A 22,687-nucleotide genomic window follows, 5' to 3' on the forward strand; every position below is an offset into this window, starting at 1 on the left:
ATTCCTGTTGCTTTTCATTTCTGGATTCCCACTTCCGTGGGAATGACGGAGGAGCGGATAAATTCTCGCAATCTAAAACCTTGTCATTTCCATAAAAAACAGCAACCCGAAACAGCAACTTAAAAACAGCAACCTGAAACCTCGTCATTCCCGCGCAGGTGGGAATCCAGATCATTGGGTGGCGGCAATGTTCAAAAGTCGTCTGAAAAATCAGAAGTTCTAGATTCCCGTTTTCACGGGAATGACGGAAGTTCAGACGGCATCCTCCCGCCCCGTCATTCCCGCGCAGGCGGGAATCTAGTCCGTTCGGTTTCAGTCATTTACGATAAATTCCTGTTGCCTTTCATTTCTAGATTCCCACTTCCGTGGGAATGACGGCTTGGAAGTTGCCTGAAACTCGAAAACAACTATAGTGGTTTAAATTTAAACCACTATAAAACTGAATGAATCGGATTCCCACTTCTGTGGGAATGACAAACTTTAAGGTGTGATGACTTATCCAAAACAGTCGAAACGCAAAAACCGGTTTCTCGTTTGCATAAGAACGGCAAATTTTTCGGTGTCTTGTTTTATGGGCGTTATCCCTTGTCCGTCCCGTAGGGCAGGTAAACGTCGAAGCGGGTGCTTTTGCCGGTGTATTGGTAGGCAGGGGCTTGTCCGGCAAGGTGTTCGCCGAGGCGGGGGCGTTTGACGACGACGCGTTTTTTTGCAGTCTGTCGGGCGGTATGGAGGAGGACGGCCTCATCTTGCGCCTCGCCGACGAGCCGGTGGAAGTAGGTCATTTCTTTTTTAACGGCGGCACTTTTGCGGCGTTCGGGATACATGGGGTCGAGATAGACGATGTCGGGTTTGCCTTGTGTTTGAACAAGGGCGGGCATTTGTACTGCGGCGTTGCCGAAATGCAGGGTGATGCGCGCGGCGGTGTCTTGCGTTTCGGGATTGAGGAGGGCGCGGCGGATGCCGTCTGAAAGCAGGCAGGCTACGGCGGGATGCTGCTCGAAGGCGGTAACGGCCAGCCCGAGCGAGGCGAGGACGAAGCTGTCGCGCCCCAATCCTGCGGTTGCGTCCCAAACGGTGGGGTGCGCGGTGTGGTTGACGGCTTTGGCGATGAGTTCGCCCCCGCCTTTTGTGCGCCGGTATTGTGCCGCGCCGGAGGCAAAATCGACGATGACGCTGCTTTTTTCCCCGACAAGCCTGAGGCTGACGGTATCGTGTTCGGCAAGGAGGTAACTGCCTTGTTCGGGCGGTTGGGAAACGGGCACAAGGGGGAATGCCTGTATCAGGGCGCGGACGGCTTCGGTGGCGGTGTTGTCAATGAGGATGTCGGTCATGGTGTTTTGTGTCCGTTCGGGCGTGGGGCGAACCCGCTTTGCCGTGCCGTTTCAGACGGCATTTTTTCGGGTGGGCGGAGATGGTGCGGATGCCGTTTTGTCGTCAGCCGATGTTGAGGCGTTCCATACGGTAGCGCATGGAACGGAAGCTGATGCCCAAGCGTTTGGCGGCCTGCGTGCGGTTGCCTTCGGTTTGTTTGAGGGTTTGTTCGATGATGTCGCGTTCGATTTGGTCGAGATAGTCCTGTATCTGCATGGTATCGGGGTCGAACGCGCCGCAACGCAACGCTTCCTGTGCCTGATCGGCGTTGCCGAAGGCGGTGATGACGGCAACCGGCGTATCGAGCAGGCGGCTGTTGATGTGTTGGACGACTTCCAGCCCCGAGCCGTCCGGCATACGCATATCGGTCAGGACGAGCGAATAGCGTTGGCTGTCGAGCTTGTTTTTGGCTTCGGCAACGCCTGACGCGGTATGGACGCGCAAGCCCATTTTCATCAGGGTCATTTCCATCAGGTCGAGAATGTCGGTTTCGTTATCGACGACGAGGACGGGGTGTTGCAGTTCAGTCATTGGTTTTTTCCGGTAATGCGAGTTCGAAACATTTGGCTTCGGGCAGGTAGGTCAAATCGCCGAAGTTGGCATGTGCCAGTTCGCGGGCGACATACAGCCCGAGGCCGGTGCCGTTTTCCGCCGTGGTGTAAAAGGGTTCGAACAGGTGTTCCTGCACTTCGGGCGGTCGGCAAAGAGGATGCAGACGGTGTTTTTTTGCGCGGGGCGGATGGTGACGGAAATCGAGCCGGGCTGTTTGCGGCTGTGCCGCCACGCGTTGTTGGCGAGGTTCCACATAATTTGCCGCAGGTGGGCGGGATCGAAATAGGCGGTCGGGTGATTGCCCTGCATATCCAAGCGGATGCAGCCGGCGGCATCGGGATGGCCGAGCAGGAACTCTTGTTTGAATTCTTCCCAAAACGGTATCAGGCCGATGGTTTCGCGTTCGGTTTTGTTGCGTTTGTTGAGCGAGGAGATGTCTTCGAGCATTTTGTCGATACGGCGGACGTTGCCGTCGATGATTTCGCAAAGTTTGACCTTGAACGGGTCGGTTTCTTCTTCCTCTGCATTTTCGCGCAACAGGTCGTTTGCATGGCGAATGGCGGACATGGGGTTGCGGATTTCGTGGGCGATGTTGGCGGTCAGTTGTCCGAGCGCGGCAAGTTTGACGGACAGGGCTTCTGCCTGAATTTCGCTTTGCGGGCGGATGTAGAGGATGAGCAGCTTGTTCTGCTCTTTGTTCATCGGCACGGCGCGGATGCGGGCGGTCAGGGCGGGCGTGTCGATATTGCGTTCGAAAGTACGCGAAGGGGCCTTGTCCCATAAAACGGTAATAGGGTCGAACAGGGCGGTATGCTGTCCGATTTCAAGCGTGGGGAGCAGATCTTTTGCCTTTTTATTGAACAGTACGGTCTGATACTCGACGTTGATGATGACGACCGCTTCCTGAACGCGGTTGAGCACGATTTGGTTCAAGCCCCTGATGCGGCGGTAGGCGGCGTGGTTTTCATGGGCAAGTTTGCCGGCACGGTCGATGTATCTGACCGACAGCGAGGCAATCATGGCGACGAAATAGGAGCCGGTCACGAGGACGAAGGTGTTGGTGACGGTTTTTGCATCCAAAATCAGCGGATACATATTGATATTGCTGTCTGCAAGGGCATTCAATATCAGCAGGATGGCGGCGTAGCTGGCATAGAGCAGGGGGTAACGCCCGTAACTGAGCAGGCAGGAGCTGCCCACGAAGGGCAGGATCAGGATGCCGAACCCCGAGTTGATGCCGCCGAACAGGTAGGTCAGTATGCCAATCATGGTAATGTCGGACACGGCGCTGAAACTCGGTATCTTCAAAGCCTGCCATTGCCATTGCGGATTGAGGGTGGAAAAGAAAATCATCCAGCAGGAAATGGCGAGCCACAAGTAAAATGCCCATGTCGTCCATGAGACGTGCAGGTTTTCATGCCCGCTGACCTCCAACCCGAAGATATGCATAATCAGCAGGGGGAGGACGGTGGCGATGCGGGCGATGTTGATCAGATTGGGAATCTGGTCTTTGAGTTTCTCAAGTTCGCGGGGGTTGGAAATCACCATAATTATGTGTGGAATCGGGTTTATTTCGGGGAAGAAAGCTGTTTCAGACTGCCCGATATGGGCAATAGTCTGCCTTTTTTGCCGCGTTTTGCCTCAAGCAGGGAGATGGGGATGCGGTCTTTGTGCGCCGCGCCGCGCCTGCCTTCGCTTTCAATCAGGATTTCCAGCTCGGAAGAAACGGCGGTATGCGTCATCGATTCGCCGGCGTTTAATCCGATGATTTGCAGCCCTTTGCCTTTCGCCATAATTTTCAATTCGCCGATGGGGAAGGCGAGGGCGCGGTTTTGACTGGTGGCGGCAATGATTTTGCAGTCGGGGTTGATGAACGAGGAGGCATAGACGGCAACCGGCGGCAAAACGGTTTCGCCGCTGTCTGCGGTCATCACCACTTTGCCCGCTTTCACGCGCCCGACCATATCGCCCAGCTTGGTGATGAAGCCATAGCCGCTGCTGCTTGATAATAAATAATGTTGTTCCGGCAATCCTGTCAACATCGCAACGGGTTTCGCGCCGTTTTGCAGCTCGATCAAGGATGAAATCGGTACGCCGTCGCCGCGTCCTCCAGGGATTTCGGCGGCATCGAGCGTGTAGGTTCTGCCCAGTGAATCCAAGATGACGACGGGTAAAACGGTGCGGCCTTCGAGGGTTTGTTTGAGGCGGTCGCCTTCTTTAAACGCAGTTTGGCTCAAATCAAGGTTGTGTCCGGCACGGCTGCGTATCCAGCCTTTTTCCGACAGAATCAGCGTGATCGGCTCATCGGCGGTGGTTTGCGTCAACACGGCGCGTCCGGCTTCTTCCACCAGCGTGCGGCGCGCGTCGCCGAACTGCTTCATGTCCGCCTGCATCTCTTTGATAATCAGCTTGCGTTTTTCGTTTTCGTCGCCCAAAAGGATGTTCAGACGGCCTTGTTCCTCGCGCAATTCGTTCAATTCTTTTTCGAGTTTGAAACCTTCCAAACGCGCCAACTGGCGCAGGCGGATTTCCAAAATGTCTTCGGCTTGGATTTCGGTCAGCCCGAACGCCGCCATCAAATCGGCTTTCGGGTCGTCTGATTCGCGGATGACTTTAATCACTTCGTCGATGTGCAGAAAGACTTTCAGACGGCCTTCGAGGATGTGCAGCCGTTTTTCCACTTGGTTCAAACGGAATTTCAGACGGCGTGTTACGGTTACGGTGCGGAAATCCAGCCATTCCTGCAAAATCGTTTTCAGGTTTTTCTGCGCGGGGCGGTTGTCCAGCCCCATCATCACCAAGTTCATGGACACATTGCCTTCCAGCGAAGTTTGCGCCATCAGCGTGTTGATGAAGGTATCGGTATCGATGCGGCTGGATTTCGGTTCGAACACCAGTCGCACGGGATGTTCGCCGTCGGACTCGTCGCGCACGCGGTCGATTAAATCCAGCATCAGCTTTTTGGTATTGAGCTGGTCTTGGTTGAGCTGCTTTTTGCCCGCTTTCGGTTTCGGGTTGGTCTGCTCTTCGATTTCGGCAAGGATTTTGGCGGAATTGGCGTTCGGCGGTAGCTCGGTTACGATGACGCGCCATTGTCCGCGCGCCAATTTTTCGATTTCATAACGCGCACGCACGCGCACGCTGCCCTTGCCGGTTTCATAAATCCGGCGCAATTCGTCCGCCGGCGTGATGATTTGACCGCCGCCGGCAAAATCAGGTGCGGGAATGTATTGCATCAGGTCGGCGGTTTCCAGCGTCGGCTTTTTCAACAGCGCAATCGCCGCCTGCGTAACTTCGTTCAAATTGTGCGACGGAATCTCGGTCGCCATGCCCACCGCGATGCCTGACGCGCCGTTGAGCAACACCATAGGCAGGCGGGCGGGCAGGTGCAGCGGCTCGTCAAACGCGCCGTCGTAGTTCGGCACGAAATCCACCGTTCCCTGATTGATTTCGGACAACAGCAATTCCGCAATCGGCGTGAGCCGCGCTTCGGTGTAACGCATCGCCGCCGCACCGTCGCCGTCGCGCGAACCGAAGTTGCCGATGCCGTCGATTAAGGGATAGCGCAAGGTAAAATCCTGCGCCATCCGCACCATCGCCTCATAGGCGGAACTGTCGCCGTGCGGATGGTATTTACCCAAAATCTCACCGACCACGCGTGCCGATTTCACCGGCTTCGCCCCCGCCGTCAAACCCATATCGCGCATCGCAAACAAAATGCGCCGCTGAACGGGCTTTTGGCCGTCTGAAACTTCAGGCAGCGCGCGGCCTTTGACCACGCTCATGGCGTATTCGAGATAGGCGCGTTCGGCGTATCGGCCGAGCATCAGCGTATTGGAATCGGTATGTGGAGCGTGCGGTTGCATATTTATCGTATTTCCTTTTCGGTTGAACCCCCGCCACTCGGACATCTGTCCTTCGGGGCGGTAGAATCAGACTTTATTTGGGAGGGGGCAACCCCTTCCAAATCAGGGCAACACATAGGGCGGTGCTTTATGTGTCGTCCTGTGTGTTGAAACATTGTGTATGCGGAATGTAAAGCAAAGGGCATTATTGTAAATCAAAACGGCAAACCATAGTGGGCGCGTGTCTGAATCTGAATCAAATACGGGAAATGTGAAAATATGTTATAAATAAGGCTTTCCCACTTTCACACATTGGAGACGATATGGAACTGGTATTTATCCGCCACGGACAAAGCGAATGGAACGCGAAAAACCTGTTTACAGGCTGGCGCGACGTGAAGCTGAGCGAGCAGGGGCTTGCCGAGGCTGCCGCCGCCGGTAAAAAACTGAAAGAAAACGGCTATGAGTTCGACATCGCCTTCACATCCGTCCTGACCCGCGCGATTAAGACCTGCAACATCGTTTTGGAAGAATCCGACCAACTGTTCGTACCGCAAATCAAAACATGGCGGCTGAACGAACGCCACTACGGCCAACTGCAAGGTTTGGACAAAAAACAAACCGCCGAACAATACGGCGACGAGCAAGTCCGCATCTGGCGGCGCAGCTACGACACCCTGCCGCCGCTTTTGGACAAAGACGATGAGTTTTCCGCACACAAAGACCGCCGCTATGCCCATCTGCCTGCCGATGTCGTACCCGACGGCGAAAACCTGCAAGTAACGCTGGAGCGCGTATTGCCGTTTTGGGAAGACCAAATCGCCCCCGCGATTTTGAGCGGCAAACGCGTCTTGGTGGCGGCGCACGGCAACTCCCTGCGCGCGCTGGCAAAACACATCGAGGGCATTTCCGACAAAGACATCATGGGCTTGGAAATCCCGACTGGCCAGCCGTTGGTGTACAAATTGGACGACAATTTGAAAGTCATCGAAAAATTCTACCTGTAAGGGTGTGAAATAAAAAATGCCGTCTGAAGGCTTGAGCGTTCAGACGGCATTTTTGACGGTAAACGTAGCAACTGCTTTCGCGAGAACGACGGGATTTTAGGTTTTTGTTTTTCTGTTTTCGTGGGAAGGATGGGTTTTAGGTTGCGGTCATTTATCGGAAAAGCAGAAATCGCTCCGCCGTCATTCCCGCGAAAGCGGGAATCTGAACACGTCCGTAGGGAAACCTATATCCCGTCATTCCCATGAAAGTGGGAATCCAGGATGCAGGGGAAATCGTTTTATCCGATAAGTTTCCGCCCCGAAAGGTCTGGATTCCCGCCTGCGCGGGAATGACGGGATTTTTGTAACCGCAGGGCGGGCTTCAGCCTGCCAATCAACAACCGAAAATGAAGAAAAACGGTGGGCTGAAGCCCACCCTACGCAATTGCTTTTGCGGAGATGACGGGGTTTTAGGGTGAAGATGGTGGGAGTTGGTGGGAGTTGGTGGGAGTTGGTGGGCTGAAGCCCACCCTACGCAACTATCCTACGCAACTACTACGCAACTACTACGCAACTACTACGCAATTGCCGCCGCCTTGCGGTACAGCTCGAACAGGAAGGCGGTGCGTTCGGCTTCGTCGTCGGTGTTTTTGCCTGTTTTGTAGCCGTAGGCTTTATCGACTGCCTTGTCGAGGGCGGCGTGGGCTTTGTCTAGGGCGGTATAGCCTGCGTCGGGCGCATAGAGTTCGGCGAGGGTCGGCTCGGGCAAACCGGCTTCCCGCGCTTCTCGGCGGTATTGTCCGCGCGCGTCGAGGACGGCTTGGGCGGCGGTTTCGACGGCGGAGCGGAGCGGGTCTTGGCGGTCGTTTTCAGACGGCATCCGGCAGCTTTCGGGGAAGGGGAAGTTGTTGTACACAACGGTATTGGAATAGCGGTAACGACTTTCCAGACGGCCGGCAACGGTACGCATAAAGGCGTTGTGCATGGTGGAGCTGAGGATGCCGAAGTGGTAGAGGCTGGCGTTTGGAAGGGTAAATACCAAATCGCTGACAACTGTTTCATATGATAGATAACCGATGGGGACGAAACGGCGGCTTTCGGATGAGACGCGTGGGATAATCAGAAAATTGCCGTCTGAAGGCTGGCGGATTTTTTGAAAAAGCCACGGGGTTGCTGCATCTTTTTGAGTTTGTTTGTCGCTGCTGGCTTCGCGCATGGTTTTGACTGCCTGAATACGGGCTTGAACTTGTGGCATTTGTTTCAGGTCGTGGTTGCGTTTGACATCGGATACGCCGTGAAACCACAGGCACCAACGGGTTTTGCCGTTGATAAATTCCTCTGCGCCGACAAAGGGGCGGGTGTATTGTTCCGCCAAGGGTTCGGCGGCAATCAGGGCGTCTTTTTCGGCGGTTGAGAGGATAAGGTTGCCGCCGTCGGTCGGCTTATTACCATAAAGCATTTCAATTTCCCCGCTGATTTGGGTTCTGCGCTTGGCGATAATCAAATCGGGCGCGTCAATCAGATACGGATTGATGTTGGCCGCGGCGTGTTTTACGGGTTCGCCTTTGATGTCGGGATAGTCGTAGAGGGTTTTTTCAGACGGCATTGGCGGCTTTTGGCGGAAGCCGACGATGATGCAGTGGACGGCGGCTTTGCCTGCGGCTTGGCTCGTCCATTGGAAGGTGCGGTGGGCAAAGTGGATTTCGATGCCTTGGTTTAAAAGGCTGCCCCAGAGGATTTCGACCTGCTGGCCTTGGCAGATGGAATTGGTGGAAACAAATGCCGTCTGAACTTGGGGATGCTGCGCCATGATGCCGGCGGCTTTGACGTACCAGTTGCAGACGTAATCCAACAGGCCGTAGCCTTTGATATGGCCGCAGATGCTTTCGAGGTCGTTTTTCTGCTCTTTGGTTTGGTAGGTCGAGCCGATAAAGGGGGGATTGCCGAAGATGTAGTCCACCGCCTGCCAAGGTGTGCGGAGGCTGTTGGCGTGGATGATTTCGGCGGCGTCTTCGAGCGGCAGCGTATGGCAGGCGACTTCGCCGTCGAAGCGGATTTGCGTGCGGATGTTGCATTGGTGGTTTTTGAGCCACATGGCGGTGCGGGCGATGAGGACGGCAAATTCGTCTATTTCGATGCCGTGAAACTGTTTCAGACGGCATTGGACGGACGGGCTGTCGAACAGGCCGCCTGCTTTGTCTTTGAGGGCTTCGGCGATGATGTCGTCTTCAAGGGCGCGGATGCGGTCGTAGGCGACGATAAGGAAGTTGCCGCAGCCGCAGGCCGGGTCGAGGAATTGCAGGTTTTGGATTTTTTGGTAGAAGGCGGCGAGCTTTTTGGCTTTGTCGCGTTTGAAGGCTTTGACGGCTTCAAATTCGGCGCGCAGGTTTTCTAAAAAAAGGCCGTTGATGACTTTGTCGATGTTGGCGGTTTCGGTGTAGTGTGCGCCCGCTTCGCGCCGCTCTTGTGCGTCCATGACTGATTGGAAGAGCGTGCCGAAGATTTCGGGACTGATGTTGAGACCTTTGCAAAAATAGTCTGTTAACGAAATTTGACGCATAAAAATGCGCCAAAAAATTTTCAATTGCCTAAAACCTTCCTAATATTGAGCAAAAAGTAGGAAAAATCAGAAAAGTTTTGCATTTTGAAAATGAGATTGAGCATAAAATTTTAGTAACCTATGTTATTGCAAAGGTCTCATGTTGCGCCAGTCGAAATTGCCGCAGTCGATTAAGGCGCGGTGCTGCTTGGCGGTGAAGTCGAAGGTGCGCAGGCGTTCTTTAAACAGGCCGCCGTTGACGTATTCGAAACCTTTAAATTTTTCGCTTTGGGTCTTGCTGCGCTTTTGGTCGGGTGTGTTGAGGAATTCAAAGAGTTGGTTGAGCTTGTCGCCGAGCGTGTCGGTTTCTTTGCAGCTTTCTAAAAAGTCTTGAAAGAGATAGTTGCGCTGGAAAACGGCGCTGTCGTCGGCAAAAAAGAGGAAAAGCAGGCGCGTGATGAAGAGGCGCAGCTCGTGTTCTTCGTAAATGCCTTCTTCTTTGAGCGCGTCGTGCAGCCTGCCGATGGCCGCCGCCGCTTGAATATCGGCTTCTTCTTGAATTTGGCGGACTTTGGCTTCGATGCCGAACATGAAGTCGAAAACGCCGCGCGTGATGTATTCGGGCAATGCTTCCAAAGGGAACTGCCATTGGTTTTCCACGCCTTCTTCAGGTACGCGGCGATAAAGGTGGAAATGGGCAAAATCGCTGACGGCGTAATATTCGGGCAGCGCAGAGGGCTTGGTGCGCCCGATTTCCTGCAAATAACGCTCCGCCTGCTCTTTGGCCTTGGTCAGGTTTTTGTTGGCGGATTTGTGTTCGGCAAGGAAGATGCCTTCCCAAAATATATCGACGAATTGGGTGTTGTCGGCAGGGTCTTTGACGGGGTATTCGAAGTGGGCGACGTTTTTGCGGTCGATGCCGAAAATGGCGAAAAATTCGTTCTAGAAGGTGTCTTTCTCGCGGCGTTCGTCGGTTTGGTCTTTGTAGTAGGCGGCGAAGTTTTGTGCGGCGGTTTGGAGTTGGAGCAGGGTTTTCATCGGCTTGGGTTTCTATAACGGGGACGGGCGAATTGTATAGTAAATTCAAAGAAAAAACCCCATATCCTTATCTTTGCCCTATTTGCGCTGTTATTTGTGCGAAAGTGGGAATCTGGAAATTTAATGTTGCGGCACTGTCCCTAAAAAACCGAAACCGAACAAACCGGATTCCCACCTGCGAGGTAATGACGGGATTTTAGTAACCGTAGGGTGGGCTTTAGCCCACCAATCAACAATCAAAAATGAAAAAACGGTGGGCTGAAGCCCACCCTACGTAACTAAAAATTACCAACTATGCTTTTTCTTTTATTCCTTCCAAACATGACCATCTATGAGGCGAACTTTGTTGCAATAGATATTTGCTAGAGATTGAGCAGCGGATAGTACTTCTATCTCAAGACAATTCCATTCATATCCTTTTTCTAATGGTAAAACTACTAAAATAGTATCATGTTCTTCACTAAGAGATAATTTATCTTCATTATATGGATTACCGAGTTTTAAAAAATTTGCTGCTTTTTCTATAGCAACTTGCCAAGTTTTATATTTATCGTAATTTTTATCAAAATGTACTCCTCCTTGTTTATTGGATAAAAAAGTAATTATCTGATTCATATTAAAAATATTTCCATTATGGAAAACTCGTTTTAAAGTTAAAAATTTTTCAGCAGGACATAAAATTATATTTGGTTCAGCATAGATTATTGGTTCACCAGAAAATTCTTGTGATGAATGATATATAGAGCTAATAAATTCTCCGCCTAAATAAACTCCACCAGCCATATAAAAATTAACTTTATTCTCTAAGGTTGACAATTTTTCAAATACCAAACTTGTATCAAGGATGGGCAATTCTATAGTTAAACCTATTTCTTTTGCGAGAATATTTAATTGTTTGTCAATTAACCATCGACGGACAATAGGAGTTGCAATGCTACGTACATATCTTGGAGGAAGAGCATCTGCACAAATTAGTGTTTCTGTTAAAGTTGATATATCCTCTTCTAAAAGTTTTTGTAACTCTGTTTTAGTATTCATTCTAACAATCCAAAATATAAGCCATTTGAACAAGACTCAAATGGCTTATTAAGATTTAAATTTAACTTAATTTCTGACAAAGCCAGCTTTCCACGCTTACCAGCATTTCGGGCAATTTGCCGGCATCCGTGCCGCCGGCCTGCGCCAAGTCGGGACGGCCGCCTCCTTTGCCGCCGACTTGTTCGGCTGCAAATTTAACCAGATCGCCTGCTTTCACTTTGCCGGTCAACGGTTTGGATACGCCGGCGCACAGGGAGACTTTGCCGTCGTTTACTGCCGCTAAAAGAATCACGGCGTTGTCGGATTTTCCGGTCAGGTCGGTTACGATTTCGCGCAGGGCGGCTGCGTCGGCTTCGATTTGGGCGGCAACGAGTTTGGCTGCGCCCAAGTCTTTTGCGTCGTCCAAGAGTTTTGCGCCTGCGTGGACGGCGAGTTCGGCTTTGGCGCGTGCCAATTCTTTTTCCAATGCTTTGGCGTGTGCCGCGCCTGCTTGGATTTTCGCCAGTACGTCTTTTTCGGTTTGGGCTTTGGTTTCAGCAATGATGTCTTTCACCAAACGCTCTTGCTCTTGCGCCCATTTGAGTGCGTTCAGGCCGGTGATGGCTTCGATACGGCGCACGCCTGCGGCAATACCGCCTTCGCTGATGATTTTGAAGAGGCCGATGTCGCCGGTGCGTGAAACGTGTGTACCGCCACACAATTCGGTGGAGAAACCGCCCATTTGCAGTACGCGCACTTCGTCGCCGTATTTTTCGCCGAAGAGCATCATGGCGCCGGTTTTTTGGGCATCTTCCATGCTCATAATGGCTGCGTTGACGGCAACGTTGGCCAAGATGGCTTCGTTGACTCGGCGTTCGACTTCGGCGATTTCTTCGGCAGTTACCGCTTGGGGATGGGAAATGTCGAAACGGGTGGATTCGGCGGTAACCAAAGAGCCTTTTTGTTCGACGTGTCCGCCCAATACGTCGCGCAGGGCTTTGTGCATCAGGTGGGTCGCGCTGTGGTTGCGCATATTGGCATTGCGGATTTCGTCATCTACTTTGGCGGTAACGCTGTCGCCGACTTTCAGACGGCCTGAAGTTTGTACGCCGAATTGACCGAATACGGCCGCTTTGATTTTTTGGGTATCGCGTACTTCAAAGCGGTTTTCGCCTGAGAAGATATAGCCGACATCGCCGACTTGGCCGCCGGATTCTGCATAGAACGGGGTAAAGTCGATGACGACTGCGCCGCTGTCGCCTTCGTTCAATTCGTTGACTTGCTCGCCGTCTTTGTATAGGGAGAGGACTTTGGATTCGGTTTGGCGTTCGCTATAACCTTTAAACTCGGTATCTTGACCGTCGTAAGGCAGTTGGGCGTTGGCTTTGAAGCTTTGTGCGGCGCGTGCGCGTGCGCGTTGGGCTTCCATTTCGCGCTCGAAGCCTGCTTCGTCCAGTTCGATATTGCGTTCGCGGCAGATGTCGGCGGTCAAATCGTATGGGAAACCGTAAGTATCGTAGAGTTTGAAGATGATTTCGCCGTCGAGTGTTTTGCCGCCTTTGGCCAGCGCGTTTTCCAACAAAGCCATACCAGTTTCCAGCGTTTGGGCAAAACGGCTTTCTTCGTTTTTCAACGCTTCTTCGATTTGTGCTTGTTTCTCTTTCAACTCAGGGTAGGCACCGCCCATCTCTTTGACCAAATCGGCAACGAGTTTGTGGAAGAACGGTTTGCTTTGACCCAGTTTGTAACCGTGGCGCACGGCGCGGCGGATAATGCGGCGCAATACGTAGCCGCGGCCTTCGTTGGAAGGCAATACGCCGTCTGCAATCAGGAATGAGCAGGAGCGGATGTGGTCGGCGATGACTTTTAGGCTTGGTTCTTCCATGCTGAAAGCTGCGCCGGTTTCGCGGGCAACGGCTTTGAGCAGGTCTTGGAACAAGTCGATTTCGTAGTTGCTGTGAACATGCTGCATGACGGCGGCCATGCGTTCCAAGCCCATGCCGGTATCGACGGACGGCTTGGGCAGCGGATTCATATTGCCTTGTTCGTCGCGGTTGAACTGCATGAATACGCAGTTCCAAATTTCGATCCAGCGGTCGCCGTCTTCTTCGGGGCTGCCGGGAATGCCGCCCCAAATTTCTTCGCCGTGGTCGTAGAAAATTTCGGAGCAGGGGCCGCAAGGGCCGGTGTCGCCCATTTGCCAGAAGTTGTCGGACGCGTATTTCGCGCCTTTGTTGTCGCCGATGCGGACGATGCGTTCAGACGGCATACCGATTTCGTTCAACCAGATGTTGTAGGCTTCGTCGTCTTCTGCGTAAACGGTCGCCAACAGTTTGTCTTTAGGGATGTTGAGCCATTCGGGGGAAGTCAGAAACTCCCAAGCGAAATGGATGGCGTCGCGTTTGAAGTAGTCGCCGAAGGAGAAGTTGCCCATCATTTCAAAGAAGGTGTGGTGGCGGGCGGTGTAGCCGACGTTTTCCAAGTCGTTGTGTTTGCCGCCGGCGCGTACGCATTTTTGCGCGGTGGTGGCGCGGCTGTACGGGCGTTTGTCGAAACCTAAGAATACGTCTTTAAATTGGTTCATGCCCGCGTTGGTAAACAGCAGGGTCGGGTCGTCGTGCGGCACGAGGCTGGAAGAGCGGACGACGGTGTGGCCTTTGGTTTCAAAAAATTTTAGGAATTTTTGGCGCAGTTCGGAGGTTTTCATAATTTTTTCAATGTCTCTCAAATGTCGTGTCATGGTAAAAGCAGGGAAAACGAACGGCGGTATCTTACCGCAAATCCCTGTTTCTAGCTATGGAAGCGGCGGTTTTCGGAAGAGTGTGGCGGGATTTTGAATGCCGTCTGAAGCCCTGTTGCCAATATCGGCTATAATGGCCGCTTTCTCCAACCCGATATGCAAGGAATGATAATGGCCAAACATCTGCCACTCGCCGTCCTGACTGCTTTGCTGCTTGCAGCGTGCGGCGGTTCGGACAAACCGCCTGCCGAAAAACCGGCGCCGGCGGAAAACCGAAACGTATTGAAAATTTACAACTGGTCGGAATACGTCGATCCGGAAACCGTTGCCGATTTTGAAAAGAAAAACGGCATCAAGGTTACTTATGATGTGTACGACAGCGATGAAACGCTGGAAAGCAAGGTGCTGACCGGAAAATCCGGTTACGACATTGTCGCGCCGTCCAATGCGTTTGTGGGCAGGCAGATTAAGGCAGGTGCGTATCAGAAAATCGATAAGTCGCTGATTCCCAATTATAAACACCTCAACCCTGAAATGATGAGGCTGATGGACGGGGTCGATCCCGGCCACGAATACGCCGTGCCGTTTTATTGGGGGACAAATACCTTCGCCATCAATACCGAACGCGTGAAAAAGGCTTTGGGTACGGACAAGCTGCCGGACAACCAGTGGGATTTGGTGTTCGACCCCGAATACACGTCCAAACTCAAGCAATGCGGCATCAGCTATTTGGACAGCGCGGCGGAAATCTATCCTATGGTGTTGAACTATTTGGGTAAAAACCCGAACAGCAGCAATACGGAAGACATCAGGGAGGCAACCGCCCTGCTCAAGAAAAACCGCCCCAATATCAAACGCTTCACTTCGTCCGGCTTTATCGATGATTTGGCGCGCGGCGATACCTGCGTAACAATCGGTTTCGGCGGCGATTTGAACATCGCCAAACGCCGTGCCGAAGAAGCGGGCGGCAAGGAAAAAATCCGCGTGATGATGCCCAAAGAGGGCGTGGGGATTTGGGTGGATTCTTTCGTGATTCCGAAAGATGCGAAAAACGTCGCCAACGCGCACAAATACATCAACGACTTCCTCGACCCGGAAGTGTCGGCGAAAAACGGCAATTTCGTTACTTATGCGCCTTCGAGCAAGCCGGCGCGTGAGCTGATGGAAGACGAATTTAAAAACGACAATACGATTTTCCCAACCGAGGAGGATTTGAAAAACAGCTTTATCATGGTGCCTATCCAGCCGGCGGCATTGAAGTTTATGGTGCGCCAGTGGCAGGATGTGAAGGCGGGGAAATAAAGCCCGATATGCCGTCTGAAGGATGTTCGGACGGCATTTTTTATCTTTGGCGGAACAGGGATTGCAGCCGCTGTTTGAAGGCAGTGGGGCGGATGCTGCTCAAAATACCGCTGAGGATGATGCACATACCGAGTATTTCCTGCCAGAAAAGCTCTTCGCCCAGAAAAAATGCGGCAGACAGGGCGGAAAAAACGACGGTCATATAGGAAAGCGAGGCAACCGTGAATTTGTCGCCGACTTTGTAGGCGCGCGTCATCGACAGTTGGGCAATCAGCGCGGACACGCCGATGCACGACAGATAAACTGCCGATGGAAAGGACAGGGTGTGCCAGCCGGTCAGCGTCGCCCAAACCGACGACATCGCCACACCTGTCACGGAAAGGTAAAACACGACGCGCCAGCCGGGTTCGCCCGCCAAAGACAGTTCGCGCACTTTCAAATACGCCCAGCCGGACATCGCGCCGCCCGCCAGCCCGGCGAGTGCCGCCGTTTCCTGACCGCTGCGGAACGAGGGATTAAGCAGCAATACCACGCCGGCAAAACCAAGGAGCAGCACCGCCTGCGTGTAAACGGAAATCCGTTCTTTCAAAATCAGGAAGGAAAATACCGCCAAAAAAATCGACGAGGTGTAACTCAGGGTAACGCCGGTGGCCAAAGGCAGATGCGTTACCGCGTAAAACAGCAGCAGCATCGCCCCCGTCCCGACCATACTGCGGTTTAAGTGGTTTTTCCAATGGGGCGTGCGGAAGGTGTCCCGACGCAATACGGCGGCAGCCCCGAGCGCAACGGTTGAAAACAGCATGCGCCAAAAGACCAATTCGCCGCTGCCGAGGGCAAATTTTGCCGATGCCTCTTTAATCAATACGTTCATAATGGTAAAGCAGGCCGCCGCCACCAGCATCCAGCCCGATCCTAAAATGTCTTTTTTTGCGGTATCCATAAACGGTCGTTGCGATAAGGACGGTCGGATTGTAAACCTTGCGGCAAGGCTTGTGGAATGTGTTTTTGCCTGCTTCTGATGCCGAAATTTTATTTTTCTTGCCGAACAATTTGTTTTCTCAAGGCAAACTTGATTATAATGGGGGCATGAAAAAATACCTTATCCCTCTTTCCATTGTGGCAGTTCTTTCCGGCTGCCAGTCTATTTATGTGCCCACATTGACGGAAATCCCCGTGAATCCTATCAATACCGTCAAAACGGAAGCACCTGCAAAAGGTTTCCGCCTTGCCTCTTCGCATTGGACGGATGTTGCCAAAATCAGCGATGAAGCGACGCGCTTGGGCTATCAGGTGGGTATCGGTAAAATGACCAAGGTTCAGGCGGCGCAATATCTGAACAACTTCAGAAAACGCCTGGTCGGACGCAATGCCGTCGATGACAGTATGTATGAAATCTACCTGCGTTCGGCGATAGACAGCCAGCGGGGCGCAATCAATACGGAACAGTCCAAGCTGTATATCCAGAATGCCTTGCGCGGCTGGCAGCAGCGTTGGAAAAATATGGATGTCAAACCCAACAACCCCGCATTTACCAACTTTTTGATGGAAGTGATGAAGATGCAGCCCTTGAAATGACGCGGTACGCAAATGCTGTATGAAAGCCTTTTCAGACGGCATTTGCGTTTGAAGCCCCGATTTATTTTTGCCCGCCTTCTTTCCGGTATTGACCCGGCGAAACGTGATATTGCCGTTTGAACGCCTTGCCGAAGTGCGTTTCCGACTGAAAGCCTACCGACAGTGCGACCGACAAAACCGAATCCGGGTTTTTTTTCAGCAGCAACGCGCCTTTTTGCAGGCGGATATGGTTCACAAAGGCGTGCGGGCTGAGTCCGACCCGGCTTTTGAAACGGCGCATCAGTTGCGCGCGCGACATATTGGCAGCCGCCACCATTTTGTCGACATTCCATTCGTCTTCCGGTTTGTCTATCACCTTTTGGATTAAATGTCCCAAACGTTTGTCCTGCCAACCTTTCAATACGCCCGAGAGTTCGACATCCTTATCCTGTTCGAGATAGGCGCGCAGGATAAGCACCAGCAGGACGGACGACAATGCGTTGACCATGGAAACCGTCCCCGTCAAAGGTTTTTTGCTTTCCAGTTGCAGCATTGAAACCACATACTGTAAACTCGGATGGGCAATGTTCAGAAAAACGGTTTCCGGCAGCCCGTTCATCAAATCGGCGTGGGTGTCGTAGCGGAAACGGGCGCAAAACAGGCTCATATCCTGTCCGTTTCCGCACTGTTTGACCGTAAACGCACCGTGCTGCCGCATATCCGGTTGTAAACTTTCTCCGCATTTTCCGTCGTGGCTCAACACATGACCCAAGCCGCGCGGGAAAAATACAATATCCCCTGTACTGACCGGACGCGGGGAAGTTTCGCCGTCGATGCAGAGATAGCCGTTGCCCGATGTAACAATGTGTACCAGTCCTTCGCGTTGCAAGGTTTCATGCCGTACCGACCATTGTCCGCCCAAAAGGCACTGCACATCCACACTGCCCGTCAATTGGGCGAAATCGACCAGTTTGTCCAGAATGTCCATAAATCTTTTTGAACCATAAAATGAGATGATTAAACGAGAAACACAACTGAATAATTGCAATAATACGCACATCGAAAACAGATACGCAAGCGCGTATCAGGGTTAAACGCAAGAGAAAGGAAAAGAAAATGTTTAAAGATTGGAAAGAACATACCGCATTGGTTAAAAAATCGTTCGGCGAGCTGGGTAAGGCGCATCCTAAAATGCTGCAGGCCTACGGCGCATTGGAACAGGCCGCCGCCGCCGAAGCACTTGATGCCAAAACGCGCGAACTGATTGCCATCGCCGTTGCCATTACCACACGTTGTGAGAGCTGCATCAGTGTTCACGCCGCCGCCGCCGCCAAAGCCGGTGCGACCGACAGCGAAATCGCCGGCGCATTGGCAACCGCCATCGCCCTGAATGCCGGTGCCGCTTACACTTACGCCCTGCGTGCATTGGAAGCGGTTGAAACGCAAAAATAATCCGAATCGGATTGAAATGCCGTCTGAAAATATTTCAGACGGCATTTTGCCTGTTATGCTTCCCGATATTTTGCAGACAACATATACAGCCGTTTTTTTCAGACGGCATTTGAGAAACAAGGGGTAAGCGTGAAATATAGTGGATTAACAAAAATCAGGACAAGGCGAACGAAGCCGCAGACAGTACAGATAGTACGGAACCGATTCACTTGGTGCTTAGCACCTTTAGAGAATCGTTCTCTTCGAGCTAGGGCGAGGCAACGCCGTACTGGTTTAAATTTAATCCACTATATTATCGCTGGGTATGGTTTGCCGCCATAAGCTGTCTGCTGTTGTCCGCCGTTTTTATTGCACCTTACCTGACGGCATTTCACGAACAAGAAAAAACATTAGAATATGCGGAATTGACCGTTACCGCCCCCAACCGCAGCGGACGGGCAATCAAACTGGATGCAGACGGGCAGCATTACCGGCTTTCCTGCTATGGGTTCGACAGTTTGTGCACAGGCGGCAATATCGGCAGAACCATCAGGGCGGAGCAGGTTAGAGCCGTTTTAAGCGAAACCGTCGGCAAAGGTTTTTTAAACGGCGTTCTGTTGGAATACCGCAACAGTGGCAGTGTCTATAAGCAATAAAGATTTTGCCCGCACGGAAGACCGCCTTGTCGAAGTGTTGGCACAACCTGCCGTTTTCAGCCTGAAACTGGGTATTTTGCTTTTATTGCCCGCCATTTTCCTGCGTTTGAAAAGAATGTGAAAACAAATTGGCGGGGCGGGGGAATGCCCATGCGGCAATTTTACGTTTTGGGTTATGAGGATAACCGTTATAATCACAACTTTACAGTCTGCACGGAGAAAACCGATGCCTTGGAATCTCCCCATCTTCCTCACATGGTTGAGGGTCTTGCTCATTCCTGTCATGACAGCCCTTTTTTACCTGCCTTTTCCGTGGTTCGCGGAGGAAACGATTAATCTCACCGCCGCCGTCATTTTTGCCGTTGCCGCCTTAACCGACTGGTTTGACGGATTTTTGGCAAGACTGTGGAAACAGACTTCCGATTTCGGCGCCTTCCTCGATCCCGTCGCCGACAAGCTGATGGTTGCCGTATCGCTACTTTTACTGGTCAAACTCGACCGGACCTATGTTTTGTTTGCCATGATTATCATCGGCAGGGAAATTACCATTTCCGCATTGCGCGAATGGATGGCGCAAATGGGCAAAAGGAACAGCGTTGCCGTCGCCACCGTCGGTAAGTTCAAAACCGCCGCGCAAATGCTGGCAATCTTCCTGCTGCTGCTGAATATTCCCGATTTTTACGGATTTAATCTTGTTGTTATCGGCAATGTATTGATGTTTATCGCATCTTTGCTGACAGTCTGGTCGATGCTGTATTATCTGAAAATGGCGTGGAAAGAAATCGCCTGAAAAAAACATAAAAATAGCTTGACGGCAAAAACAGAATCCATAATAATTGCGTCTCTTCGATGTTGGAGAATGAAATCGGGCGGGAATAGCTCAGTTGGTAGAGCGCAACCTTGCCAAGGTTGAGGTCGCGAGTTCGAGACTCGTTTTCCGCTCCAAAAACCGATATGTTTGAACGCGCGGGAATAGCTCAGTTGGTAGAGCGCAACCTTGCCAAGGTTGAGGTCGCGAGTTCGAGACTCGTTTCCCGCTCCAAAAATTTCATTTTCCCACAATCATTGCGGGAATAGCTCAGTTGGTAGAGCGCAACCTTGCCAAGGTTGAGGTCGCGAGTTCGAGACTCGTTTCCCGCTCCAAGTTTTTTAGATAAGCCAGTTTTAGGGCGAGATAGCAAAGTGGTTATGCAGCGGATTGCAAATCCGTCTACGCCGGTTCGATTCCGACTCTCGCCTCCATTATCGTACTATGGCGGGGTGGCAGAGTGTTTATGCTATGAGGAGTGCAATCTTCATACAGGCCGGTTAAAATCCGCGCCCCCGCCTCCACCTTTCACAAATGCCCGGGTGGTGAAATAGGTAGACACAACGGACTTAAAATCCGTCGGGACTAAACATCCCGTGCCGGTTCGATTCCGGCTCCGGGCACCAAGCTGAAAATGACAATGCCGCTCCAAGCGGTTATTTTTTTATCTGTCGGAAGGTGATGGACAATATTGACATGTTCATGCCTGAACAAGAGGAAATCCAATCAATGTGGAAAGAAATTTTACTGAATTACGGTATTTTCCTGCTCGAACTGCTTACCGTGTTCGGCGCAATTGCGCTGATTGTGTTGGCTATCGTACAGAGTAAGAAACAGTCGGAAAGCGGCAGTGTCGTACTGACGGATTTTTCGGAAAATTATAAAAAACAGCGGCAATCGTTTGAAGCATTCTTTTTAAGCGGGGAAGAGGCAAAACATCAGGAAAAAGAGGAAAAGAAAAAGGAAAAGGCGGAAGCCAAAGCAGAGAAAAAGCGTTTGAAGGAGGGTGGGGAGAAATCTGCCGAAACGCAAAAATCCCGCCTTTTTGTGTTGGATTTTGACGGCGATTTGTATGCACACGCCGTAGAATCCTTGCGTCATGAGATTACGGCGGTGCTTTTGATTGCCAAGCCTGAAGATGAGGTTCTGCTTAGATTGGAAAGTCCGGGCGGCGTGGTTCACGGTTACGGTTTGGCGGCTTCGCAGCTTAGGCGTTTGCGCGAACGCAATATTCCGCTGACCGTCGCCGTCGATAAGGTGGCGGCGAGCGGCGGTTATATGATGGCGTGTGTGGCGGATAAAATTGTTTCCGCTCCGTTTGCGATTGTCGGTTCGGTGGGTGTGGTGGCGGAAGTACCGAATATCCACCGCCTGTTGAAAAAACATGATATCGATGTGGATGTGATGACGGCGGGCGAATTTAAGCGCACGGTTACTTTTATGGGTGAAAATACGGAAAAGGGCAAACAGAAATTCCGACAGGAACTGGAGGAAACGCATCAGTTGTTCAAGCAGTTTGTCAGCGAGAACCGCCCTCAATTGGATATTGAGGAAGTGGCAACGGGCGAGCATTGGTTCGGTCGGCAGGCGTTGGCGTTGAACTTGATTGACGAGATTTCGACCAGTGATGATTTGTTGTTGAAAGCGTTTGAAAACAAACAGGTTATCGAAGTGAAATATCAGGAGAAGCAAAGCCTGATTCAGCGCATTGGTTTGCAGGCGGAAGCTTCTGTTGAAAAGTTGTTTGCCAAACTTGTCAACCGGCGGGCGGATGTGATGTAGTTTGCCGAACGGATGGAAATGCCGTCTGAAGCGTGTTCAGACGGCATTTTTCAAGTTCCGGCTTTGATGTTCCGTTCCAATCCCCCTATCCGTTGTCCGATGTCTTTCAAATTGGAATATTGTTCGACCAATCGCGGCACGTCGTCCAAACTCATGGCAAACATCCACAGATAAGTGCCGACCGAATAGACATGCCCCGCGCTGCTGTAGCCTTTGAGCGTCATCATCACAAAAGCAAAGCCGAACAAAATACCCATCGCCGTGCCGACGCAGAGATAGCCGAAGGCTTCGCGGTTGGAAATCAGCACACGCAGGCGCGCAACCAGTCCGTAATGGCGGTACAGCTGCCGTCGGTCTCCTTTTCGGATAAAGTGGTTGTCGCATTCCAAGCTGTTGTTCAGGCGGAAATACAGGTTTTCGCTAATGGCGGCAAAACGTGGCAAAAGCCATAAAAACAACGCAAGTATGCCCACCGCCGACACGCCGACCCAAAATTCCAGCACCAGCAGCATGATGCACGCGCCGAATATGGATACGACGGATGTCGCGGCAATCGGCAGGTGTTCTTCAAAAAAGCTGACAAACTCACGCGACAGGGCAACCCGCGCAGTTACCGCCGAATGCGGGACTTGTCGCTGCCGCTGTTCCAACACGACCGGCACGGCGATTTCGGTATAAATCCGCGTAAACGTGCGCGTATCGGCAATCCGCCGCGCCGCACCGACCAGCCACATCAAAAGCACAACTAAAGCGTACAGCAACGCCTGCCACACCTCCCCCGCAATCACGGCATTGATCGCCCGGCCGCCAAACACCGGATACACCAGCATCAAAAGGTTTTCCAGTCCGACCAGGGAAAATGTGCCAATCAATCGCTTGCGGTGGGTTTGGGCTATGTGTTTCAACATTTTCCACATATTTGCCCCCCTATTTTTTATTTTCCGAGATTGTTTTTTCCATCACTTCAGCCAGTGCATCCAAATCGGCAAACAGCCGGGTTGTGCGCTTGTCGCCGAATGTGGCAAATACTTTGTGAGACCTTTGCAAAATTCCTTTCCCTCCCGAC

Annotated in this window: 15 protein-coding genes, 5 tRNA genes and 3 pseudogenes; 12 read left to right on the forward strand and 11 right to left on the reverse strand. The window is 52.0% G+C overall.

The window, feature by feature from the left end; translation table 11 throughout:
• Positions 1 to 578: 578 nt before the first annotated feature.
• The 4 genes and pseudogenes from HMPREF2959_RS07405 to parC form a co-directional block, all read right to left on the reverse strand.
• Positions 579 to 1,331, reverse strand: coding sequence for a class I SAM-dependent methyltransferase (locus tag HMPREF2959_RS07405; RefSeq protein ID WP_002243734.1), 753 nt, complete (start codon positions 1,329 to 1,331; stop codon positions 579 to 581).
• 103 nt (positions 1,332 to 1,434) lie between these two features.
• Entirely contained in the window at positions 1,435 to 1,902 is a 468-nt protein-coding gene (locus HMPREF2959_RS07410; RefSeq protein WP_002238201.1) for a DNA-binding response regulator, read from the reverse strand.
• Positions 1,895 to 3,471 (reverse strand): annotated as a pseudogene (locus HMPREF2959_RS07415) (PAS domain-containing sensor histidine kinase). Before HMPREF2959_RS07415 ends, HMPREF2959_RS07410 begins: the two are co-directional and overlap by 8 nt.
• Positions 3,472 to 3,491: 20 nt before the next feature.
• Positions 3,492 to 5,795 carry a DNA topoisomerase IV subunit A gene (parC, locus tag HMPREF2959_RS07420; RefSeq protein WP_033915049.1) on the reverse strand — a complete coding sequence of 768 codons (2,304 nt, stop codon included), beginning with the start codon at positions 5,793 to 5,795 and terminating at the stop codon, positions 3,492 to 3,494.
• A 296-nt stretch (positions 5,796 to 6,091) separates the two neighbouring features.
• Between parC and HMPREF2959_RS07430 the strand changes: the two genes are divergently transcribed.
• Positions 6,092 to 6,775, forward strand: coding sequence for a 2,3-diphosphoglycerate-dependent phosphoglycerate mutase (locus HMPREF2959_RS07430; protein WP_002243731.1), 684 nt, complete (start codon positions 6,092 to 6,094; stop codon positions 6,773 to 6,775).
• A gap of 556 nt (positions 6,776 to 7,331) precedes the next feature.
• On the opposite strand, the pseudogene HMPREF2959_RS07435 reads toward HMPREF2959_RS07430, so the two are convergent.
• The 4 genes and pseudogenes from HMPREF2959_RS07435 to alaS all read right to left on the reverse strand — a co-directional run.
• Positions 7,332 to 9,272 (reverse strand): annotated as a pseudogene (locus HMPREF2959_RS07435) (class I SAM-dependent DNA methyltransferase); the annotation flags it as partial.
• Positions 9,273 to 9,437: 165 nt separating this feature from the next.
• On the reverse strand, positions 9,438 to 10,220 hold the full coding sequence (locus tag HMPREF2959_RS07440) for a type IIL restriction-modification enzyme MmeI (protein ID WP_306807855.1): 783 nt from the start codon (positions 10,218 to 10,220) through the stop codon (positions 9,438 to 9,440).
• A 417-nt stretch (positions 10,221 to 10,637) separates the two neighbouring features.
• Positions 10,638 to 11,369, reverse strand: coding sequence for a hypothetical protein (locus tag HMPREF2959_RS07445; RefSeq protein ID WP_002212793.1), 732 nt, complete (start codon positions 11,367 to 11,369; stop codon positions 10,638 to 10,640).
• Between the two features lie 61 nt (positions 11,370 to 11,430).
• Complete coding sequence (gene alaS, locus HMPREF2959_RS07450) at positions 11,431 to 14,055, reverse strand: alanine--tRNA ligase (RefSeq protein ID WP_002239205.1); 2,625 nt, start codon at positions 14,053 to 14,055, stop codon at positions 11,431 to 11,433.
• 204 nt (positions 14,056 to 14,259) lie between these two features.
• On the opposite strand from alaS, the gene HMPREF2959_RS07455 reads away from it, so the two are divergent.
• Positions 14,260 to 15,390, forward strand: a complete 1,131-nt coding sequence (locus HMPREF2959_RS07455; protein ID WP_002220524.1) for a polyamine ABC transporter substrate-binding protein — start codon at positions 14,260 to 14,262, stop codon at positions 15,388 to 15,390.
• Between the two features lie 40 nt (positions 15,391 to 15,430).
• Here the strand turns inward: HMPREF2959_RS07455 and HMPREF2959_RS07460 are convergent, their stop codons facing one another.
• Positions 15,431 to 16,330 (reverse strand): DMT family transporter, encoded by a 900-nt coding sequence (locus tag HMPREF2959_RS07460; protein WP_070696604.1) that lies wholly within the window; start codon positions 16,328 to 16,330, stop codon positions 15,431 to 15,433.
• Positions 16,331 to 16,476: 146 nt separating this feature from the next.
• Between HMPREF2959_RS07460 and HMPREF2959_RS07465 the strand changes: the two genes are divergently transcribed.
• A complete protein-coding gene (locus HMPREF2959_RS07465) occupies positions 16,477 to 16,965 on the forward strand; it encodes a lipoprotein (protein ID WP_002235070.1) in 489 nt (162 codons plus the stop codon).
• 61 nt (positions 16,966 to 17,026) lie between these two features.
• Here the strand turns inward: HMPREF2959_RS07465 and HMPREF2959_RS07470 are convergent, their stop codons facing one another.
• The gene (locus tag HMPREF2959_RS07470; RefSeq protein ID WP_002216775.1) at positions 17,027 to 17,932 is read right to left on the reverse strand and encodes an AraC family transcriptional regulator; all 906 of its coding nucleotides are present in this window, start codon (positions 17,930 to 17,932) and stop codon (positions 17,027 to 17,029) included.
• Between the two features lie 128 nt (positions 17,933 to 18,060).
• Here HMPREF2959_RS07470 and HMPREF2959_RS07475 point away from each other — a divergent pair, with 128 nt between their 5' ends.
• The 9 genes and pseudogenes from HMPREF2959_RS07475 to sohB all read left to right on the forward strand — a co-directional run bounded on the left by HMPREF2959_RS07475 (position 18,061) and on the right by sohB (position 21,621).
• Entirely contained in the window at positions 18,061 to 18,396 is a 336-nt protein-coding gene (locus HMPREF2959_RS07475) for a carboxymuconolactone decarboxylase family protein (RefSeq protein WP_002212800.1), read from the forward strand.
• 332 nt (positions 18,397 to 18,728) lie between these two features.
• Positions 18,729 to 19,152, forward strand: a pseudogene (locus tag HMPREF2959_RS07480) (hypothetical protein).
• A 105-nt stretch (positions 19,153 to 19,257) separates the two neighbouring features.
• Positions 19,258 to 19,821 (forward strand): CDP-diacylglycerol--glycerol-3-phosphate 3-phosphatidyltransferase, encoded by a 564-nt coding sequence (gene pgsA / locus HMPREF2959_RS07485; protein ID WP_002218982.1) that lies wholly within the window; start codon positions 19,258 to 19,260, stop codon positions 19,819 to 19,821.
• Between the two features lie 79 nt (positions 19,822 to 19,900).
• Positions 19,901 to 19,976 (forward strand) — tRNA-Gly (locus HMPREF2959_RS07490).
• Between the two features lie 21 nt (positions 19,977 to 19,997).
• Positions 19,998 to 20,073, forward strand: a tRNA-Gly gene (locus HMPREF2959_RS07495).
• Between the two features lie 25 nt (positions 20,074 to 20,098).
• Positions 20,099 to 20,174: transfer RNA gene (locus HMPREF2959_RS07500), tRNA-Gly, on the forward strand.
• A gap of 25 nt (positions 20,175 to 20,199) precedes the next feature.
• Positions 20,200 to 20,273, forward strand: a tRNA-Cys gene (locus HMPREF2959_RS07505).
• Between the two features lie 102 nt (positions 20,274 to 20,375).
• Positions 20,376 to 20,465 (forward strand) — tRNA-Leu (locus tag HMPREF2959_RS07510).
• A gap of 103 nt (positions 20,466 to 20,568) precedes the next feature.
• The gene (gene sohB, locus HMPREF2959_RS07515; RefSeq protein WP_002216779.1) at positions 20,569 to 21,621 is read left to right on the forward strand and encodes a protease SohB; all 1,053 of its coding nucleotides are present in this window, start codon (positions 20,569 to 20,571) and stop codon (positions 21,619 to 21,621) included.
• Between the two features lie 50 nt (positions 21,622 to 21,671).
• Here the strand turns inward: sohB and HMPREF2959_RS07520 are convergent, their stop codons facing one another.
• Positions 21,672 to 22,538 carry an ABC transporter six-transmembrane domain-containing protein gene (locus tag HMPREF2959_RS07520; protein ID WP_002243729.1) on the reverse strand — a complete coding sequence of 289 codons (867 nt, stop codon included), beginning with the start codon at positions 22,536 to 22,538 and terminating at the stop codon, positions 21,672 to 21,674.
• Positions 22,539 to 22,687: the final 149 nt, after the last annotated feature.

Origin of the sequence: Neisseria sp. HMSC070F02 (assembly GCF_001814225.1) — a bacterium.
In the GTDB taxonomy this organism is placed as follows: domain Bacteria; phylum Pseudomonadota; class Gammaproteobacteria; order Burkholderiales; family Neisseriaceae; genus Neisseria; species Neisseria meningitidis.

What these genes read in the sequence shown, in the direction of transcription:
- HMPREF2959_RS07405 (WP_002243734.1), bottom strand. Translation starts at nt 1,331, where the DNA reads ATGACCGACATCCTCATTGACAACACCGCCACCGAAGCCGTCCGCGCC.
- HMPREF2959_RS07410 (WP_002238201.1), bottom strand. Translation starts at nt 1,902, where the DNA reads ATGACTGAACTGCAACACCCCGTCCTCGTCGTCGATAACGAAACCGAC.
- HMPREF2959_RS07430 (WP_002243731.1), top strand. Translation starts at nt 6,092, where the DNA reads ATGGAACTGGTATTTATCCGCCACGGACAAAGCGAATGGAACGCGAAA.
- HMPREF2959_RS07445 (WP_002212793.1), bottom strand. Translation starts at nt 11,369, where the DNA reads ATGAATACTAAAACAGAGTTACAAAAACTTTTAGAAGAGGATATATCA.
- alaS (WP_002239205.1), bottom strand. Translation starts at nt 14,055, where the DNA reads ATGAAAACCTCCGAACTGCGCCAAAAATTCCTAAAATTTTTTGAAACC.
- HMPREF2959_RS07455 (WP_002220524.1), top strand. Translation starts at nt 14,260, where the DNA reads ATGGCCAAACATCTGCCACTCGCCGTCCTGACTGCTTTGCTGCTTGCA.
- HMPREF2959_RS07460 (WP_070696604.1), bottom strand. Translation starts at nt 16,330, where the DNA reads ATGGATACCGCAAAAAAAGACATTTTAGGATCGGGCTGGATGCTGGTG.
- HMPREF2959_RS07465 (WP_002235070.1), top strand. Translation starts at nt 16,477, where the DNA reads ATGAAAAAATACCTTATCCCTCTTTCCATTGTGGCAGTTCTTTCCGGC.
- HMPREF2959_RS07470 (WP_002216775.1), bottom strand. Translation starts at nt 17,932, where the DNA reads ATGGACATTCTGGACAAACTGGTCGATTTCGCCCAATTGACGGGCAGT.
- HMPREF2959_RS07475 (WP_002212800.1), top strand. Translation starts at nt 18,061, where the DNA reads ATGTTTAAAGATTGGAAAGAACATACCGCATTGGTTAAAAAATCGTTC.
- pgsA (WP_002218982.1), top strand. Translation starts at nt 19,258, where the DNA reads ATGCCTTGGAATCTCCCCATCTTCCTCACATGGTTGAGGGTCTTGCTC.
- sohB (WP_002216779.1), top strand. Translation starts at nt 20,569, where the DNA reads ATGTGGAAAGAAATTTTACTGAATTACGGTATTTTCCTGCTCGAACTG.
- HMPREF2959_RS07520 (WP_002243729.1), bottom strand. Translation starts at nt 22,538, where the DNA reads ATGTGGAAAATGTTGAAACACATAGCCCAAACCCACCGCAAGCGATTG.